This window comes from Spirosoma sp. KCTC 42546 (assembly GCF_006965485.1).
Lineage (GTDB): Bacteria > Bacteroidota > Bacteroidia > Cytophagales > Spirosomataceae > Spirosoma.
This window is the reverse complement of sequence record NZ_CP041360.1, coordinates 3,786,957-3,804,816: the sequence shown is the minus strand read 5'-3', so window position 1 is coordinate 3,804,816 and position 17,860 is coordinate 3,786,957. Positions and strand designations below refer to the sequence as shown.

The following is a 17,860-nucleotide window of genomic DNA, read 5'->3' as shown; positions in this document are numbered from 1 at the left end:
GGGTTAATTTGTGGCATTCACTGTCGCCTTCCTGGCAATGTCGAGATCATTGACAACAGCCGGTCTTAGGTTTGCCCAATGAAACCGGAGGGAGTCGTCTGATTCGCTAAAATGAACCAGCGGCATGTCGTTATAAAGAGGTCGGGTAATGGCAATCACTTCGTCCCAGTACGTTAACGCCTGTTGTAAATACCGAACGGCTTCCTTTTTATTCGCTTCGTCACCGGTTAATCGATAGGTCTGCAAAGCAACGGCTCCCCGCAACTTGTGTGCATAATACAAACCCAGATTGGCCCAGGCCTGCACATCCGCCACCTCATAGCGCAGCGAATTCGGTCCCGTCGACTTGAGAGACTTTACCAAATCCAGCGCTTTCTGACAGTCCCGCTCCAGGTCCTGACTCAACATCAATGGGGTAATCCGGGATTTGGCAAAGCTCCCCCCGGCTGACACCGTTTTGACATACTCGGCCACCGAAACATAGTTGGCATCGGCCGGTGCCTGGCTGATCTGGCGGTCGATGGAAATGTACGCCATGTTCTTTTTAGTCAACGCCATGAACCCTTCGCTGTAGAGCGTAAAGTCCCAGGTAAAATCAAAGGCGGAGGCCAGCCGAAGGGGGGTTGAGGAGGCTAACGCATAGGCCTCCAGCAGGCCCTCCGTACCCTTGCCGTAACGCCGGACAAACTCGGCTTTGAAAACCCCATCGGGCGTAGCGGGGTTATACAGCAACCGACCCCAGAGCTGGTAGAACAACCACTGCCGCTCGAAAGCGTACTGCCAGTCATGAGCCTGACCCGCCTTCGTGAAATAGTCCTTAGCCGGAATGTAGCACTCTGAGCCCACGAAATAGCCACCTACGTAGGGCTGAGTGTTGGTGGCGATATGTTGGCGAATGAAGTCGGGAACGCCCCAGCGCAGACAGAAAAAGTCTTCATTGCGCATCATCCAGGCAATCTTGTAATTGGTTGGTTGAGGTTTGAAATACGTATCGTTGAGTTTACCCCCGTGGACTTTTATTAAGGTAGGCGATGAAAACGCGTGCGACCAGTTGAACTTTATTTCGGCCCAGATGGGTCCTTCCACAAAATCGAGTTGCTCCATCGCTTTGCGCGTCAGTTGCTCCGTTTCGACACTCGTAGACCCACCTAGTGCTACGTTAGCCGATAGCGGTATACGGTGAATGAGTTTTGCTTTCCGGTTGGCCCGTCGCATGCCTTCCAGAATGGTCTCCCCAAACCAGTCCTGGCGTTGCTGAGGGGTCATGCCCCACATAGCCTCGCCGTGGGTAAAGCCAAATCCCGACAGGTCGGGGTATTCGTTGAGCACCTGCGTGACACACTCGCGGGTGTACCGCTTAATCACCTCCGACGTATCGCCGGTTGCATGGATTTTATGATCCAGATTATCCATCGCTACGTTGTGTGCTTTGGCAAATTCAGGGCTCACAAAAATATTCCAGTTGACCAGATACGTATCAATCCCCCGCTCTTTGGCCAGTCGGAAAATACCCCGGTAAAGCGCCTGCCAGCCAGCCAGTTCAGCCTCGGTGAAGGGGCTTGCTTCGGGGAAGTTAGTGGGCCGGATCATGTAGGGAAACGGGTGGAGATTCCACAGGGTCAGGGCGTTGAAGCGATTTTGGGCCATCATGTCCAGAAACGCTTCCCAAAACCGAAGATCCCGGCACGTCTCCTGATGCAGGTCAAGCGCATAACTGTGTCGGTACGTATCCCAGGGCAGGTTGAATTTTATGGCCCGAAACGGCAAGTTGGCGCGTTCGTGACTGGCGTTGATTTTCTGCAATGGAACCCCATTTTTCACCTCATCACAAAGCGAAAGACAGCCGTACAAAAGGCCATTTTTCCCGTCACCTGTAATGGTAATTGTTCGGGCTGTTGATTCAATGGCATACGATTCTTGATCAGACTGACCAGGCTTTAGCGTAAGCTTTATAGCATATTCAGCCTGGCCATCCTTTAGCGTGTATCCTTTTTGGGAAAGCGTTTTCTTTATCTGGCCGACAGCATAGGCCGTTTGTGGCAAGTTATCAGGCTGCTGTATGCTGACGCTCTGCGACAAACCATACGGCTCAAATCCAGCTAAACCGATCAACAGAAACAGGGTTATTTTTCTCATGTTTTGTTCGATTTAATCGCGATAAAATGGGCAGTCACACACCATGAATCAGGCGGGCAATCAACCCATAGTCATCGTATTAATTTTACAATTCGGTAGGGCGTTTCTTTATTTAGGTCAGGATATATCTGGCCTGCTCCCTTCTTATCCATGATTTCGATAAAGTACATGAAATCCCATTCTGGTTTGATTTGCTCCGCGGGTACGGTTGCGCTATAGGTATCGCCAGACAGGGTCATCGCCAGCGTTTGATAGGCCAGTTCCTGATTTACGTTTCGGTAACGCAACCGAACCCACTTCACGCCCGCCGGAGCGCTTACCTGTAAGCTGATGCGAATGGGCTTACCCACCGGCGCATTCGTAACCGGCTGGTGAGAAATCTGAAAGTGGGGATCTACATTGACCTCCGGCAGGCCTTTGTAGGGTAATGCCGCGTTCGAAACGATTGGCTTTGCCGTACTGGCTTCGGCCCGTAAAGCGGTTCTTTTTTGTTCCAGAACAGCTAATCCTTTTTCCAGTGCCGCCAATTCGTCTTTCCAGTGTCCGCACAGATCGGCAACGCAGACGCCCAGCGCCAGATTCTCTGTGTATACATCACCCGCAGCGGCTACCAGCTTCCGCCAGGCGTCGACAGCGTCCCGTTCTTTGGCGACAGCTTCGTCAAAAGCGGCTACGTTCCGGGTTCGGTCGAAGATGCGATAATTGACGGCGGCCAGGATTCGATTTGAGTGATAAAGCGCCAGGTTTGACAAAATCTTCAGGTCGGTCAGCGTCGAAACAACTTCTTTAGTAGGGCTCTTTCCGGCAGCTTTTTCGGCATTGGCGATCAGCTGATTGAGTTCATCTGCCGTTTGGCGGAACCAGCGGCTGTTTGCGGAGGGTAGGATGCGGGGTATTTCTCCCCCTTCGATACGCATTTTGGCTTCTTCATCGAAGCTGGCAAACTGTGCCATGTCGCTCAGTTCGGCTTTGGCAAACGATGGCAAGTCCCCCAGCCGCTGCTTTTCGGCCCATCCGCGCGTTGTCGGGAAGCTGGTGTAGGGATAACTGGATGTAATGATACGAGGCAATACCCAACTGGCCTGATGGATGGCTTTGGAAACAAAGGGGGCAGCTTTTTCACCAAATCGTTGTTCAAATTCTTTGTTCCAGACTACCGGGTCTGTCCTGGGATTATAACCAATACGGCCAAACGTCTGGAAGAAATGCCAGTATCGCTCAAACTCATACGTATAGTATCGATAGGGCGCATTTAACAACTCAAACGGTTTGGCGTCGTGTGGCTGAGCTTCCATCTTGGTCGCCAGCGGTTCATTGATCTCAAATCCATCGCCGTCGTACAAGTGTGTACTTTCGGCAAATCGACGGGCATAGTCAGGATCACCCCACAGCAGGATTCTCGATGTGCCTCCGCTCCAGAGTTGCCAGTTCATCTTATATTTTTGCGGATAATTTAGCAGGTGGGCGTAACTGTGGCGAATGGGACTTTTATCCGGGTTCACCAGCGTTGGGTGGTACGGCATACCCATCTGTTCCATCCAGAATTTGGTATTGATCCGAAAGTTTACGCCTACCTTCAGCGCACTTTGAATCACCGATTCGGGCAACTCTTTGGCGCGCAGATCCAGTTGCAGGTTGGGAGCCGCCGTTTTCATCATCTGAAACACATCCGTCCAGAAACTTTCCTGTTCCCCTTCTTTCAGGCCCGATTCGTTGTGCATGCGAAACTGAATGGCGTCAAGATTGGGGACCTGTTTGACAAACTTCACCAGCGCCGTTTTCGTGTAGGCCGTCAGATTGTCGGCATTCAGTCCCCAAACCAGGCCTGGCACGGGTTTATCGGGCGCGTCTTTCGTTCCAGGAATACCACCGCCCTGCACCCCACCCCGGTAAATGTGATCCCAGATACCAACGGTAAACTCAATCCCCCGATCGTGTGCCAGTTGGATCAACCGGTTGAAGGCATCCAGATTGCGTTGCTGCTGCTGGGGCGTAATACCCACCATTTGCACATCAGGATACCCCTCTACGTTGAAAAAATAGGGATAACAGGGTGCCAGGAACCCGCCGTTTTCATAGCCGAAGATAACGACCAGCTTATTAAACCTGTTTTGGGCCAGTAAATCCAGGTAGCTGACCCAATGGTTTTCATCGTATAACCGACTTTCCCAATAGGCCCGGTTCATGGTGTAGATAGAAATGGCCCGATTGCTAACGGCGGGCTTTTCCGTTATTTCGCTGACTTCACTCAAGGGCGTTTTTGAATCCTTGCTCCAGCCAATGCGATTAGCCACATCCAACAGACCATACATCAGCCCACGGTCATCGGAGCCGCTGACAACCCACACCGGCTTCTGAGCCGAGCTGGTCTTCCAGATCGTTAGGGATTCGGCTCCCGTTGGCACCGGACGATTCCCCGTTTTCAGCAACGAAGCAGCCGCTCCCCCCCCTACTGCCAGACCCGATACAAGAACGATTTTCCCCCGAGCCTGACTCATTGAGGCTACGTTCTCGAACGAAATATGCTTCGCCCGTAAGGCGTCCGTCACTTTTTTCAGGCCATGCGCAACCGCAACACCGGGCTTTTGATCGTTGATGATCGAGACAGCAGGGGTTTCCGTAGCCGCATAGCCCATCCCGTTGACGATCAGACAGAGTACGGCTAAAGGAAGTAGGAGTTGTTGGACGAAGCACAGTAATTTCTTCATAAAAAAGGCTGTTTTAGAGAATTATACGAATGTTCGAATTCGGTGTATAGCTGGCTACCGCTTATTACTTAGCATAGGAAACCAGGGCATTTCGGGCAATTTCAATGTCGTTGGCAACGGCTGGCCGAAGCTTTTCCCAATGAAAAAGATGAGTTGGATCAGGAACGGCGCGCTTCCCATCGTGAGGGTAACTGTAAGCGGCTAGCGGCATATCATTGTACAAGGGGCGGGTAATGGTAACGACCTCATCCCAGAAGTGCAGCGCCTTTTCCAGACAGCTAATCGCTTTTGTTTTGTTGGCCTCTCCACCGGTTAACCGATAGGTCTGCAAGGCGACCGCCCCCCGCAGCTTTTGCGCATAATACAAACCTAGATTGGCCCAGGCCTGCACATCCGCCACCTCATAGCGCAGCGAATTTGGTCCCGTCGACTTGAGAGACTTTACCAAATCCAGCGCTTTCTGACAGTCCCGCTCCAGGACCTGACTCAACATCAGGGGGGTGATTCGGGATTTGGCAAAGCTCCCCCCAGCCGACAGCGTTTTGACATACTCGGCCACCGAAACATAGTTGGCATCGGCCGGTGCCTGGCTGATCTGGCGGTCGATGGAAATGTACGCCATACTTTTCTGATTCATGGCCATAAATCCCTCGCTGTACAGGGAAAAGTCCCAGGTAAAATCAAAGGCGGAGGCCAGCCGAAGGGGGGTTGAGGAGGCTAACGCATAGGCCTCCAGCAGGCCCTCCGTACCCTTGCCGTAACGCCGGACAAACTCGGCTTTGAAGACCCCATCCGATGTAGCGGGGTTATACAGCAACCGACCCCAGAGTTGGTAGAACAACCACTGCCGCTCGAAAGCATACTGCCAGTCATGAGCCTGATCCGCCTTCGTGAAATAGTCCTTAGCCGGAATGTAGCCTTCCGAGCCCACGAAATAGCCACCTACGTAGGGCTGAGTGTTGGTAGCGATATGTTGGCGAATGAAGTCAGGAACGCCCCAGCGGAGGCAGAAAAAGTCTTCATTCCGCACCATCCAGGCAATCTTGTAGTTAGTCGGTTGGGGTTTGAAATACGTATCGTTGAGTTTACCCCCGTGGACCTTTATGAGCCTGGTCGAGGAATGTCCGTGCGACCAGTTGAACTTTATTTCGGCCCAGATGGGTCCTTCCACAAAATCGAGTTGCTCCATCGCTTTGCGCGTCAGTTGCTCCGTACTAACACTTGTTGAACCACCCACATTCGTTCCTGCTTCGAGCGGTACCCGATGAATGAGTTTTGCTTTCCGGTTAGCTCGTCGCATCCCTTCCAGAATGGTCTCCCCAAACCAGTCCTGGCGTTGCTGAGGGGTCATGCCGACCATCGCTTCACCGTGGGTAAAGCCAAGTCCCGACAGGTCGGGGTATTCGTTGAGCACCTGCGTGACACACTCGCGGGTGTAACGCCTGATGATTTCAGACGTATCAGCGGCACCATAATGAATCCGTTTCTGCGGATCACTGATCGCTACGTTGTGTGCTTTGGCAAATTCGGGACTCACAAAAATATTCCAGTTGACCAGATACGTATCAATCCCCCGCTCTTTGGCCAGCCGGAAAATACCCCGGTAAAGCGCCTGCCAGCCAGCCAGTTCAGCCTCGGGGAAGGGGCTTGCTTCGGGGAAGTTGGTGGGCCGGATCATGTAGGGAAACGGGTGGAGATTCCACAGGGTCAGGGCGTTGAAGCGATTTTGGGCCATCATGTCCAGAAACGCTTCCCAAAACCGAAGATCCCGGCACGTCTCCTGATGCAAACTCATGGCCTCGCCCTCCCGGTACGCATCCCAGGGCAGGTTGAATTTTATTGCCCGAAACGGCAAGTTGGTCTGATCATGGCTGGCCCTAATTTTCTGGAGTGAAACGCCATTTTTCACCTCATCACAAAGCGAAAGACAACCGTATAGAAGCCCCCGTTCATCCCCCCCTTCAATCGTGATCTGGTTCCCGGCATGCTGAATTGAGTAGGCTTCTTTACGGATGGCAGTCGCATTCAGCGACAGTCTGATGACATACTCACTGGCCTCTTTTCGAGATGACTGTCCCTGCTTTTGAAACGTTTTTTCAAGCATCCGAACAGCATACTCAGCCTGAGGCAACGAATGGTCATAGATCATGTTCACCCGCTGCGAAAAAGCTGACGGGCAGATTCCGATCCAAAGACTGATTAGGATGAGTATGTTTTTCATAACGAATGATATCGTATCAAGCCTGACGCACAAGGAAATACGGCTGATTTGTTAACGTAGCGTTAAAGCCCGGATATAGCGAGGCCGTTTCCGGGCTTTCCTGCAATTCGAAATAATACTGGAGTGGATAGGGCGAATTGGTATAGGCCGCCGGGATGGTGGCTCGATACTGCTGGCCTGCGGCCTGCATCTCCACCATTTCGTATCGTTCTGCCTGATCAACATGCCGATAATACAGACGAATCGATTTAATGGCCTTTGCCGGTGACAGTTCTATCGGAACCGCCTGCCCAGCCTGGAAAGGCTGCGGCTGCGGATGGCGACAGTCGGTCACGCTACGTCTGGGACGACCCATGGCAATCTGGACGGCAGCCTGGGCGCGACCTGCTGACGTGTCGGCACTCCGTTCGGCTTGCTCCAGCTTTTGGGTCATAGCCGCCAGGTCCTGATCGATAGCCGGTAACCGATCGAGCCAGTGCCCCCGTAAAAACGGCTGTTCGCCCACGGTAATATCGGATTTATAGACGCCTTTGGCCTGATTAGCCAAATCTGCCCAGACGCTTCGGGCGGTACGATACGCTTTCAGCGACTGTTCCAGCGCGCTGCGGTCGCCGGTTTGGTCAAAGATGGCATAGAGTACGCCCGCCCGGAACTTGCTGGCGAAGAATCGGCCCAGAGCGATTTGCATGGCTATGTCGATAGCTATTCGCCGAAACGCCGGTTCTTTTGTATTACTTGCTTTCGCCTTGAGCAGCGCCAGGTGTTTTTCCGCCTCTGTGGCGTAATCTTCCAGCCATTGCGCCGTTTCGATGGGTGTATACTTACCCCCATGTTCGCCTTTTAGTAGTTCTCGGGTATAGTCGTTTATGGATAAAAACAGTTGCGGATCGAGCGGGCTAACATTCGCAAAGACTTTAGGCGATGGTGTGTCGTAGAGATGAGTGAGGTTGCCATTGATGGTTGGATCAACGATAGGCTGGTTGGTATATACCTCGGGCCAATACGTATTGTTTCCTGCCGACGTACCATGTGCGGTTAACACAATGGGCAGCATCCGACTGGCATTGGCCAGGGCCTGCCCGGCCGATGCAGCCCCGGCTCCAAACTGGTTTGTCAAATAACGGGTCCAGGTAGCGGGTTCAGCATCGGGATTGTAGAGCAGCCTCCCAAAAAGTCGCAAACTATAGCGGTATTTCTGCCAATCCCAGCGAGGTTCTAACGTAGCATCGGCATAGGCACAACGTCCGCCAGCAATACCCGACCCCCGGCGTCCTTTAAACGAAAGGGGCTCCATCAGTTCAGCCCCAGCACTGCCACTAAAGCTAAACGCCCGGGCATGGGCAGCCTGCGTTAGCGGATCACCCCACAACAGCAGTCGTTGGGTACCGGGCCAGATGCGGTGCAGCACCCGATACGGCCGTTTTTCTTTTAACAGGTCGCCGTACCCATAGCGCATGAAGCTGCGCGAGCCTTCGCTCAGGTTCATCAGAGTCGATGTCTTTTTCTTCGGATCGGGAACTTCCTGCGCGCGAATGTCGGCCTGATGGTAGGGCATTCCCAGATGCTCAGCCCAGTATTTTGGCGAAATCACGATGGGCAGTCCTGTGTTTACGGCCGAATCAATCATCGTCTGGTCCATGCCCTTCGAATGCATATCGATTTCTACTTTCCGTCCACAGCTGGCCACCCCTTCAAATACAGATTGCCAGAACTTGTAACTGCCTTCATTCACGCCACTTTCACCGTGGACGCGGAAGGTGACACCGCTAATGGCCGGACAGGTTTGTAGTAGTAAACGCACGGCATCCCGGCAATAGGCCCCATGATTTTCGGGCGTTAATCCAGCAATGGTATAATTTGGCTTGGGGCTGTTAATCCACTCATACCCGTGCATCCATAAACCCAGTTGAAACTGCATCCCACGCGCAACAGTCTGCTCACTGATGAATTTCAGCATCGCCAAATTCTGATCCCGCTCGGCATCTGGCAACTCCGGCACCCGGACATTATAGCCCGGTACCGCCAGCAGGAACGGGTACGAAAAAAGAAAATACGCGTCTGTTACGTTCCGAAGAAAGTCGTAGCCAATACCCAGGCTCAGGTTAAACCGATTGAAGCGTTGTGTTGCCAGCATCGACAGGTACTCGGGCCACATCGCCCGGTCGTTGTACCAGCCTTTATCTTCAACATCACTGACAAACAGACGGGTAAGGCTCCGAATGGCGTTGGCCGGTTTTTCAACAAGCACGTTCCGGTTCGAGAGCGAAACGAGGGGCTGGGCTTCGTAGGTTACCTGATCGGCGAGTTCAAGCACGGCGTATACCAATCCCCGTTCATCGTGACCACAGGCCAATAGTACCGGCTTACCAGCTATCCGACCCGGCACCAGACCCAGGGCTTCGGGCACAGCCGGAATACGGGTTTCAGCCCCCTTCAGCAGCGGGCGGGCCAGGGCAGAAGCGGCCCCCGATACGGCAATGCACAGGTTTCCGGCCCTGGCCTGCTCAGGTGTAGTACAAAGTTGCACCGCAATGCCCCTGGCTTTCAGGGCCGTCTCCAGTTCATTTGTTGCCCATTGTACCGAAGGCAAGCCCGCAACGGCATCACTCCGATCCAGTACAATAGAAACTCCCTGTAGCTTTTCGCTACCCAAACTCGCAAAATTGGCTCCCAGCGTGGTTATTCCGGCAAGTTTCAGAAAATGTCGCCGACTCACAGCTGCCTCGTCCCATTCAGTATTACAATGCATACGATACGTGGCTGAATTATGTAGTTTACCCAAATCTTCGTCCGTAGGAACCCTCGACAGGTTGGCCCCACTCGGGAGTTCCCTACGAACAAAACCCAAATTTCCTCTCTGCTTACTTACTATTCATAGCCCGCATTCTGCGCAAAAACGGCAGGGTTGTGGATAATTTCCAATTCTGTGAGGGGAAGCGGAAAAACGGTCATATAGGGTTTCATGCCAAACGGAGCCATAACGGATAAGGCGCGCCCCGTTCTAACCAGATCGAACCAGCGATGACCTTCCAGATACAGTTCCAGCCGTCGTTCGAGATACACTTTTTCGCGAAAATCGTCTTTTGTCAGGCCCGTGTAGCCCGTGAGCCCAGCCCGCTGGCGAACCTGATTCAGGTAGGTGAGCGCTTCGGTGGTTTTTCCATTTTCGTTCATAGCCTCCGCCAGCATCAGCAGCACATCTGCATACCGAAGTACTTTCCAGTTCGCCGGGCTGTCGTTATTGGCTTTCAGCGGAGCCATATATTTTTTGGAAAAGGACGTAACCCCTGTTGTCGATAAGGCCACAAATTTTCCATCCGCTCCAATGACCCCGGTAGCCACGCTAACATCTTTACGCAGATCTTTGGGATCAAAGGCGGCAAACATACCTGCCGTTGGGTTACCCCCACTAGCGGCCGTAGCACCGGTCAGAATGCCATAAATCCGGGATAATTCATCGACAAGCGCCTTCCCACCCGATTGAAACTCCAGGGTGAACGTATTGGTAAAGGTGCTTCCCAACCCTATTCCACCCGCCAGATATTCAATATCGAATATGTATTCGCTATGGTGTTCGTCTTTGGTGTAATCGAATAAATCGTTGTAATTCTTCAGTAAGACGTACCCAAGCGTGGTTACATCTTTCAGTTTTTCCTCAGCTTTCACAAAATCCTTTCGGGTCAGGTATACCTTTCCTAATAACGCTTTAGCCGCTCCCCGGGTAGCCCTGCCAACATCTGCGCCTGTGTATTTTACCGGCAGCTTTGTTTCGGCATCCAGCAGATCTTTAATAATGACTTCATCATAAATCTTATCGGCTTTTTCCCGGCCCGTCTGGTATGCTGCTTCCAGCGTAATGGGCGTAGTGACCATGGGCAAATCGCCAAAAATCCGCACCAGGTTGAAGTAAGCCAGTGCCCGCAGAAATTTAGTTTCGCCAATATGACGATCTTTGTTAGTAACCACGGCCGGATCGGCGTTGGCAATTTTAGCCAGCACAGCGTTGGCATTCGTAATGATGCTGTAATACCCCCGCCAGCTGGTTAAGAGGATATTGTCGCTATAATCCGTCAGGAAATTATCGACCCGAATCGATTCCAGTCCATTGGCCAGGTCATGCTTGGTATCATCGCCCCGCAGATCCCCAAATTGCCAGAAGTTCTGATACGGAACCCGAAAGCCACTGTATACGCCAACAACAGCATCCTGGAAGTCTTTATCCGTTTTGTACAAAACATCAACACTAACGGTAGATACGGGCGTAAGCTCAATAAATTCTTTATTGCAGGACGTCATCAGGAGGAATACCAGTCCCAATGCGCAGGATGTACCTTTCATCATTTTTTTCTCGTTTAGTTAGGACGGATGCTCATTAAAAACCAAAACTTAAACCCAGGATCAAGCTTTTCGGCAAGGGGTAATCATTCATATCCATACCCGGCGTCAACGGATTATCGCCATTGCTTACGTCCGGATTAAAGCCCATATTTTTGGTAAAAATGAAGGGATTGTTGGCGTTCAGATAAATCCGAAGTGACCCCAGTTTTGCTTTCTGGGCTAATTTGTCGGGTACTGTGTACCCCAGCGAGATATTATTTATCCGCAGATACGTGCCCGTATCGAGCCACCGCTGGCTATACTCCCCACGCACGTTTCCCGTTGGCGCATCGTTGGGCCGGGGCGTGTTACCATCACCGGGCTCCTGCTCTGATTTCCAGTAGTTATTCTGCGACGCTGCGTTGCGGAACCGGGACCGGGTTGCGTAGGTCGACCGCCGGGCAATGCTGAGCAGCTGGTTGCCGCTAACGCCCTGCAGACTGACACTTAAACTCAGGTTTTTATACGAAAACCGGTTCGTCATCCCATAGTAAAATTCCGGATAGGGCGACCCCATAATCGTTTTATCAAAACTGTTGATAACCCCATCGGGCTTCCCATTGGCTCCGCTGACATCCACAAACCGTAGATCACCCGGCCGGGAGCGGGAACTTGTTCCCGGACTAAAAACCGGCCCTCTATCCACTTCGGCCTGATTCAAAAAGACACCGTCGGTCAGCCAGCCGTAAAACATACCAATCGGCTGACCGATCATGGTAATGTTTCCGCCCGAAATAATGGGATCGCCACTGGGGCCAAGCTTGACCACTTTGTTTTTAAAAGTAGAAATATTGAAGTCGGTCGTCCATTTGAATTGGCCTGTCGTGTTTACAGTACCGACCGAAAACTCCCAGCCCGTGTTACGTACTTCACCAATGTTTTTCAGGGCCGTACTGAATCCCGTAATGCCAGGCGTATTGACATTTAATAACAGATTGGTATTTCGGGATATGAAATAATCGATATTCAACCGGAGCCGATTATTAAAAAAAGCGGCATCGACCCCCGTATTCAGTTGCTGCTGAGTTTCCCAGGTTAATAGCGGATTGGGTAATCGGCCCTGAATAAACCCGGCAGCTGGCACTTCGCCCAGCGGATATTTCTGGTAATTGATCGTTGCAAACTGTTCAAAATTACCAATGTTGTTATTCCCGGTTTCACCATAGCTGGCTCTGAATTTAAGCTCACTGATCGAACGAATATCACGCAGGAAATTTTCGTCCGTTATGCGCCAGGCTAAAGCTGCCGACGGGAAAACGCCGTATTTCTTATCGCTACCAAAGCGGGATGATCCGTCCGTACGAACCGAGGCTGTCACGTAGTACTTACTGTTGTAGTTGTAATTGACCCTCGCCAGATACGAGATTAAGGACCATTGATACTGATCTGATGTACCGTTGGTAATGATACCACTAACGGCACTGAGCGTAGGAACCAGATTATTGGGGTATTTATTGCTCGTCAGGGAGTTGGACTCCCCGGTTTCCTGCTGAGCTGTAAAACCTGCTAATCCGGTCAGGTTATGCTTCCCAAAACTTTTCGCATAGTTCAGGGTATATTCGGTTAGCCAGTTATAACTCGCAGCCACATTATCGGTACCTGTAGCCGGTTCATTGAAAAAGGCAGGCAGTTGCGGTACAAAACGAGATCCTTTACTACTCAGCAACGTAGCGCCCAGCAATACGTTAAATTTGAGTCCGTCCAGTATGGTGTATTCGACATTGACATTCCCGAGTAGCCCAATTCGTCGTTGTTTATCCTTTACCTCCCTGGCCAGCGCAGCCGGATTGTTGAAATTCCCGACGGCATCGAGTCCGTTATACCAGAAGTAGTCTCCTTTATCGTCATAAATCGGGTAAAATGGATTAACCGACGTGGCCGCCCCCATCACACTAAAATCACCGGCTCCCACCGTCACTCCGCTTGAGTTCACATTGCCCTTATCGATAAACGACGGGTTAAAATTTAGTTTCACCGCTAATCGATTCGACAACTTGGCATCCAGATTGATCCGCAGGGAGTACCGTTTAAAGTTGCTGTTTATAATCAGCCCATCCTGATTAAAATACTCTCCACTAACGGCATATTTTACGTTCTCACTGCCACCCGTAGCAGAAAGCTGGTACTGCTGCTGAGGAGCCACCCGTAATACTTCGTCCAGCGGTTCAACATTGGTGGTATTACGTCCGTCCAGCACATCCATGATCAGCTGCGGCACCTTAAACGTCCAGGTATTACCAGGCCCTGAAACATTATTTCCGGCATCAATATTTCGATTTTTAACCCCATCATAGAAGTACTGTGCCTGTTCTCTGGCGCTCATAAACTGAGGCACTTTCGATACCTTCTGCAAGCCATAATAGGCATCGAACGAAATGCTGGCTTTACCCGCTTTTCCCCGTTTTGTGTTGATAATGATCACGCCATTTGATCCCCGTGAGCCGTAAATAGCGGTTGCAGAAGCATCTTTGAGGATGTCCATGCTTTCGATGTCATTGGGATTCAGCGTTTCAATCGTTTGCGTTGGAAAGCCATCTACTACGTAAAGTGGGCCAGCTCCCGCCGAAATACTCCCGATTCCTCTGATCCGGATTTGTGGAGCAGCACCTGGCTCTCCGCTAACGGGCTTCACCTGAACGCCTGCCACTTTTCCCAACAGTGCCTGATCGATCCGGGTTACCGACATTTCCTTTATTTCCCGACTGTCGATCGTACCCACGGCCCCGGTTAAATCTTTGCGTTTTTGGGTTCCATAGCCCACCACAACAACTTCTTCCAGCGCTTTCGTGTCGGCTTTAAGGGTTACGTTCACCGTTGTCATATTGCCGATCGTCATTTCCTGGGGCAAATACCCCACGAATGAAAAAATCAGGACAGCCTCGTTATCTGGTACACTCAGCGAGAATTTACCATCCTTATCCGACGTAGTGCCTCGCTGAGTTCCTTTAATGACAATACTCACGCCGGGCAACCCCTCTCCTTTTTCATCCGTGGTTCTACCCGTAACCGGCCTATCCGCTTTGACTAGTTCGTCGTCCGTTTCCGGTTGATCCACGGCGGGTATGTCCAGTTGCTTTATCAACTCGGTCTGAATCGGCGATTTTTGCTGGGAGGACACTTCCAGGATGGGCGCCACCCGACGTACGACATAGCCCCCTTTTAGCAGCTTTTTATACCGAAACCCGTTTGGTATCAGCAGTTGACGGAGATTTTTTTCCAGGGTAGCTGTACGATCGAGTAGGCTGACAGGCACGGTGATCTTCTGCATCACTTCTTCCTCAAAAAGGATATCTACCCGGTATATCCGTTGTAATTCCAGTAAAGCTTCCTGCAACTGTATCCGCTGGGTAGCCTGTTGGCGATAAACGGGCGGTTTGGTGTAGGCAGTAGCGAGCATTTGTGCCTGGGTGATGCAAATTGTAAGCAAAAAGACACCCGAGCAGCTGGATAATAGCCACTTTTTCATAGAGGAATAGTTTAAAGGTTTAGTTATTGAATCGTATTGGGTTCGGACGATAGAAGTTTTATTGATTTCCCCTGACGGACCACGTTTATGTCGAATAAATCGATCAGCGCCTGCAGCAATTCATCCGAATTATGGGCATGAAATGTACCGGTTACCTTTCCCTGCGTCAGCGTCGAGTCGAGCTGAACCGTCAATCCGAAATTATCCTTCAGTAAATCAGCAATTTCCGGCATTGGCATCCGCTGGAACGTGTACTCATAGTTTTTGATGAAATATCCGGCATCCGGCTCTGTTACCGGATTGCCCGTTTCATCAATGGGTTTTAATAAAGTTTCTGACTTTTGCTTGAAGGCTCCCAGCTGCATTGGCCACGGTCATTAGGGTTACTCCTTATAGACAAAAAAACAGCCTTGACCCCCGAGTCAAATAGAAAAATTTTTAGAAAAATATGAACCTGGCAAAGATTTTCCGTTTATTATGATACGTAGCAGAATTTTGATTGACTCGTCCTGGCTTAAGACAAAAGCACCTAAACCCCATTGCGTTTGTTGCAACCAGCTTCCCTTACTCTATGGTAGCTTTAATTTTGGCCTTTTTATAAGGCTTCTTTTTGGTAAGCATGTTCAAATTATCACCACCAGCTTTAGAGCGGAGGCCATTACGGCCACTATTTGCCCTTTCTTAAAAGCATAGCATACATAGGAAGAAGCAGTATAGGGGTTGCCAGATTGCGTATGATGACGCCCCAAGATTGATTTTATTTAAGGCTTCAATCTCGGTATTCAATGATGCCTGCACAATCCGGCAATTTTAGGACGGCTCACCCCAACAAGCTCATCAGATGCAGGGAGAGTTAACAAAAAATGGCGCGTTCGAAAGCGCCCACAGCCGGATAAGGTGCAGCCTAAGGAAACGAAGGTTGTCGCTTAAAATCTGTCAAGTAAAACCAGGGTAATACACATTTTCAAGGCTAGACACCGGCAGGAAGCCCTCGTTCAAAAAAGACCATAAACAAATCAATATTTAAGTAGGAGTCTTCCTCTGTTTGAATGGTATTTACTTTATAATCGGCTAACTGGTTATCAAACAAAGTGAATTCAGGGAAAAGACTAGTAATTTCCGTTAATAGCTCCGATATGTAAAGTTCGTGCGATTTAGTAAATGGAAAATAGGATGCATAAGTAATTGGACGTGCACGGTTAGGGTTCCGCGAGTAATCATAAACTGGACGCTGATTGCTCAGCGGGGCATTGAGATCGACATAGAGCAATCCAATTTTTTTGCCAATGAAACTTAAGAAAACAACAATCGAACAGCCAGGTTCAAGATTTTCCTGCTTAATGCCAATGATTAGTTTGTAGGCCTGACGGGTCATCAACTCATGATTTCGTATAAATTGAATCCATGATTTTTCCTTAATCCTTTCAACTAGTTTGGTCCATTCACCAGCAGCCGCTTCTGCCTCTTTCCAAGCCCTTTTAAGTTGAGCCGGAAACAAGGCTAAAAATTCCTCATGAGTGAGCTTAAGCGATATACCATCGGGAATTAGCTCCAAAGGATAGTATTTTTCAATCGTCGAAAGATAGTCGGATAGTTCTTTATCTGCAGTCTGCTGCATACTGTCAAAACTGTTGTATAAGTACCTATATGTTGTGTATTTTGAAATAGCTTTAATCATCATGCCAAAAATACTCTCCTGTTTCCATGAGTTGTTCTACTTCGGGAGGAATTAGTTTATACGTGAAAACCACATGAATGACATAGGTTTCGCCCACTAGATAACCCGGCTCGTCATTAACCGTGACCATCTCGCAATCATTGATTGTTAATTCATAATAGGTGATACGACGCCACCCTAAGCGGCCTTACCATCCCAGTGCTCCTGGCTCAACCTGATGGAAACCTGCATTGACAAGTAAAAGCCTGGCGATATTCACTCCGATTTAACCGATGTGATGCGCTACCTCCAAGCCCAGATTGCGGAAAAAGGCCCGGCTATTCGCTTAACGCATCAGCCAACGCGTAACGACATCGGCCTTGAGTGGGGCGTACGCCATACGGGTTCCTATCGGGATATTCAGCATACTGGGAGTACAACCGGGGTTCCCACGCATATCTCAGCTTTCCCTAAGTTAGGAAGTGGGTGTGTGATCCTGACTAACAGTAAAGCGAACCTGAGAAAGCTAATTCTGGGTATGCAGGCTCTTCTTAAACGAAAGAAATAAGCTAAATGTCTCTTTAAACGCTCCCACTTGAGACGAGAGAAGCTTTCCGTGATGCCTCAATATTCGGTGGCGTTTTTTGTACCTTCAGCTATCTCACAGGCTCTAGAATTCAGTATCCAATAGGCCGGTCCACCGATTGTGATGGACCGGCCTATTGCCCATATCCTATTGGCTAAAGTCTGTTGCCTGAGGGGCAACTGTAGCTGGTTGCCCCGGTTTGGGGCGTTGGTGTTTTAGGCCGAATTGGGTACAGCCACGATCAACCGCCATTTCCGCTGGTCCCAGAAACGGTGCCAGACCCCAGCCTCATCCGCCTTGTAGAAGCCGGACTTGCGCTCAGGCTTGCCCGGTTCAATGATCGTCCAGCAATCTCCTCGCAGTAATCCACACAGCTTGTGTATGGTACCCGCCTGTACCTCATGAGTTGTCCCCGGTAGGCGCTTCACTTTCTTCAGGGCCAACTTCCCGTCGGCTTTTAGCTCCGCAACAACCTCAACGTATCCGCCTGATAAAATGGTACTGCGAAAGGGCCATGGGTGATCATGAAACAGTTCGTCGTTAGCCGCCGTAAAATGATGCAGTACCCGGCCATCGCCTAGGTGAAATTTGGTAAACGTTTTATTCATTCGCTCTACGCGAACGATGCCTTCCGGGGTTGAATATGATTGCATACATTTCGTTTAGCCTGAGCATTGGGACGCCCTACAGGCTTTTGTTGATAAAGGCA

General features: G+C 50.5%; 11 protein-coding genes. 1 reads left to right on the top strand and 10 read right to left on the bottom strand.

Annotation, left to right across the window (positions count from 1 at the left end):
* Nucleotides 1–3: 3 nt before the first annotated feature.
* The 9 genes from EXU85_RS15455 to EXU85_RS35365 all read right to left on the bottom strand — a co-directional run bounded on the left by EXU85_RS15455 (nucleotide 4) and on the right by EXU85_RS35365 (nucleotide 16,716).
* Nucleotides 4–2,136 (bottom strand): glycoside hydrolase family 20 zincin-like fold domain-containing protein, encoded by a 2,133-nt coding sequence (locus EXU85_RS15455; RefSeq protein WP_142772951.1) that lies wholly within the window; start codon nucleotides 2,134–2,136, stop codon nucleotides 4–6.
* 71 nt (nucleotides 2,137–2,207) lie between these two features.
* Nucleotides 2,208–4,844: a hypothetical protein gene (locus EXU85_RS15450; protein ID WP_142772950.1), complete on the bottom strand. Its 2,637-nt coding sequence runs from the start codon at nucleotides 4,842–4,844 to the stop codon at nucleotides 2,208–2,210.
* Nucleotides 4,845–4,908: 64 nt separating this feature from the next.
* Nucleotides 4,909–7,065 carry a glycoside hydrolase family 20 zincin-like fold domain-containing protein gene (locus EXU85_RS15445; RefSeq protein WP_142772949.1) on the bottom strand — a complete coding sequence of 719 codons (2,157 nt, stop codon included), beginning with the start codon at nucleotides 7,063–7,065 and terminating at the stop codon, nucleotides 4,909–4,911.
* A gap of 16 nt (nucleotides 7,066–7,081) precedes the next feature.
* Nucleotides 7,082–9,814, bottom strand: a complete 2,733-nt coding sequence (locus tag EXU85_RS15440) for a hypothetical protein (protein WP_142772948.1) — start codon at nucleotides 9,812–9,814, stop codon at nucleotides 7,082–7,084.
* Between the two features lie 119 nt (nucleotides 9,815–9,933).
* Complete coding sequence (locus EXU85_RS15435) at nucleotides 9,934–11,406, bottom strand: RagB/SusD family nutrient uptake outer membrane protein (protein WP_371732017.1); 1,473 nt, start codon at nucleotides 11,404–11,406, stop codon at nucleotides 9,934–9,936.
* Between the two features lie 31 nt (nucleotides 11,407–11,437).
* Complete coding sequence (locus tag EXU85_RS15430; protein ID WP_142772947.1) at nucleotides 11,438–14,908, bottom strand: TonB-dependent receptor; 3,471 nt, start codon at nucleotides 14,906–14,908, stop codon at nucleotides 11,438–11,440.
* A gap of 23 nt (nucleotides 14,909–14,931) precedes the next feature.
* Entirely contained in the window at nucleotides 14,932–15,273 is a 342-nt protein-coding gene (locus tag EXU85_RS15425) for a FecR domain-containing protein (protein WP_142772946.1), read from the bottom strand.
* 605 nt (nucleotides 15,274–15,878) lie between these two features.
* On the bottom strand, nucleotides 15,879–16,526 hold the full coding sequence (locus EXU85_RS15420) for a hypothetical protein (RefSeq protein WP_142772945.1): 648 nt from the start codon (nucleotides 16,524–16,526) through the stop codon (nucleotides 15,879–15,881).
* A 52-nt stretch (nucleotides 16,527–16,578) separates the two neighbouring features.
* Nucleotides 16,579–16,716, bottom strand: a complete 138-nt coding sequence (locus tag EXU85_RS35365) for a hypothetical protein (protein WP_168207798.1) — start codon at nucleotides 16,714–16,716, stop codon at nucleotides 16,579–16,581.
* A 147-nt stretch (nucleotides 16,717–16,863) separates the two neighbouring features.
* Between EXU85_RS35365 and EXU85_RS15415 the strand changes: the two genes are divergently transcribed.
* On the top strand, nucleotides 16,864–17,133 hold the full coding sequence (locus EXU85_RS15415; RefSeq protein WP_142772944.1) for a hypothetical protein: 270 nt from the start codon (nucleotides 16,864–16,866) through the stop codon (nucleotides 17,131–17,133).
* Between the two features lie 233 nt (nucleotides 17,134–17,366).
* Here the strand turns inward: EXU85_RS15415 and EXU85_RS15410 are convergent, their stop codons facing one another.
* The gene (locus EXU85_RS15410; protein WP_142772943.1) at nucleotides 17,367–17,804 is read right to left on the bottom strand and encodes a hypothetical protein; all 438 of its coding nucleotides are present in this window, start codon (nucleotides 17,802–17,804) and stop codon (nucleotides 17,367–17,369) included.
* Between the last annotated feature and the right edge of the window lie 56 nt (nucleotides 17,805–17,860).

Bases quoted from the DNA above. Each gene is read 5' to 3' on its own strand.
- EXU85_RS15415 (WP_142772944.1), top strand. From the start codon at position 16,864: ATGCGCTACCTCCAAGCCCAGATTGCGGAAAAAGGCCCGGCTATTCGC.
- EXU85_RS15450 (WP_142772950.1), bottom strand. From the start codon at position 4,844: ATGAAGAAATTACTGTGCTTCGTCCAACAACTCCTACTTCCTTTAGCC.
- EXU85_RS15420 (WP_142772945.1), bottom strand. From the start codon at position 16,526: ATGCAGCAGACTGCAGATAAAGAACTATCCGACTATCTTTCGACGATT.
- EXU85_RS15455 (WP_142772951.1), bottom strand. From the start codon at position 2,136: ATGAGAAAAATAACCCTGTTTCTGTTGATCGGTTTAGCTGGATTTGAG.
- EXU85_RS15410 (WP_142772943.1), bottom strand. From the start codon at position 17,804: ATGCAATCATATTCAACCCCGGAAGGCATCGTTCGCGTAGAGCGAATG.
- EXU85_RS15445 (WP_142772949.1), bottom strand. From the start codon at position 7,065: ATGAAAAACATACTCATCCTAATCAGTCTTTGGATCGGAATCTGCCCG.
- EXU85_RS15425 (WP_142772946.1), bottom strand. From the start codon at position 15,273: ATGCAGCTGGGAGCCTTCAAGCAAAAGTCAGAAACTTTATTAAAACCC.
- EXU85_RS15440 (WP_142772948.1), bottom strand. From the start codon at position 9,814: ATGCATTGTAATACTGAATGGGACGAGGCAGCTGTGAGTCGGCGACAT.
- EXU85_RS15430 (WP_142772947.1), bottom strand. From the start codon at position 14,908: ATGAAAAAGTGGCTATTATCCAGCTGCTCGGGTGTCTTTTTGCTTACA.
- EXU85_RS15435 (WP_371732017.1), bottom strand. From the start codon at position 11,406: ATGATGAAAGGTACATCCTGCGCATTGGGACTGGTATTCCTCCTGATG.
- EXU85_RS35365 (WP_168207798.1), bottom strand. From the start codon at position 16,716: ATGGTCACGGTTAATGACGAGCCGGGTTATCTAGTGGGCGAAACCTAT.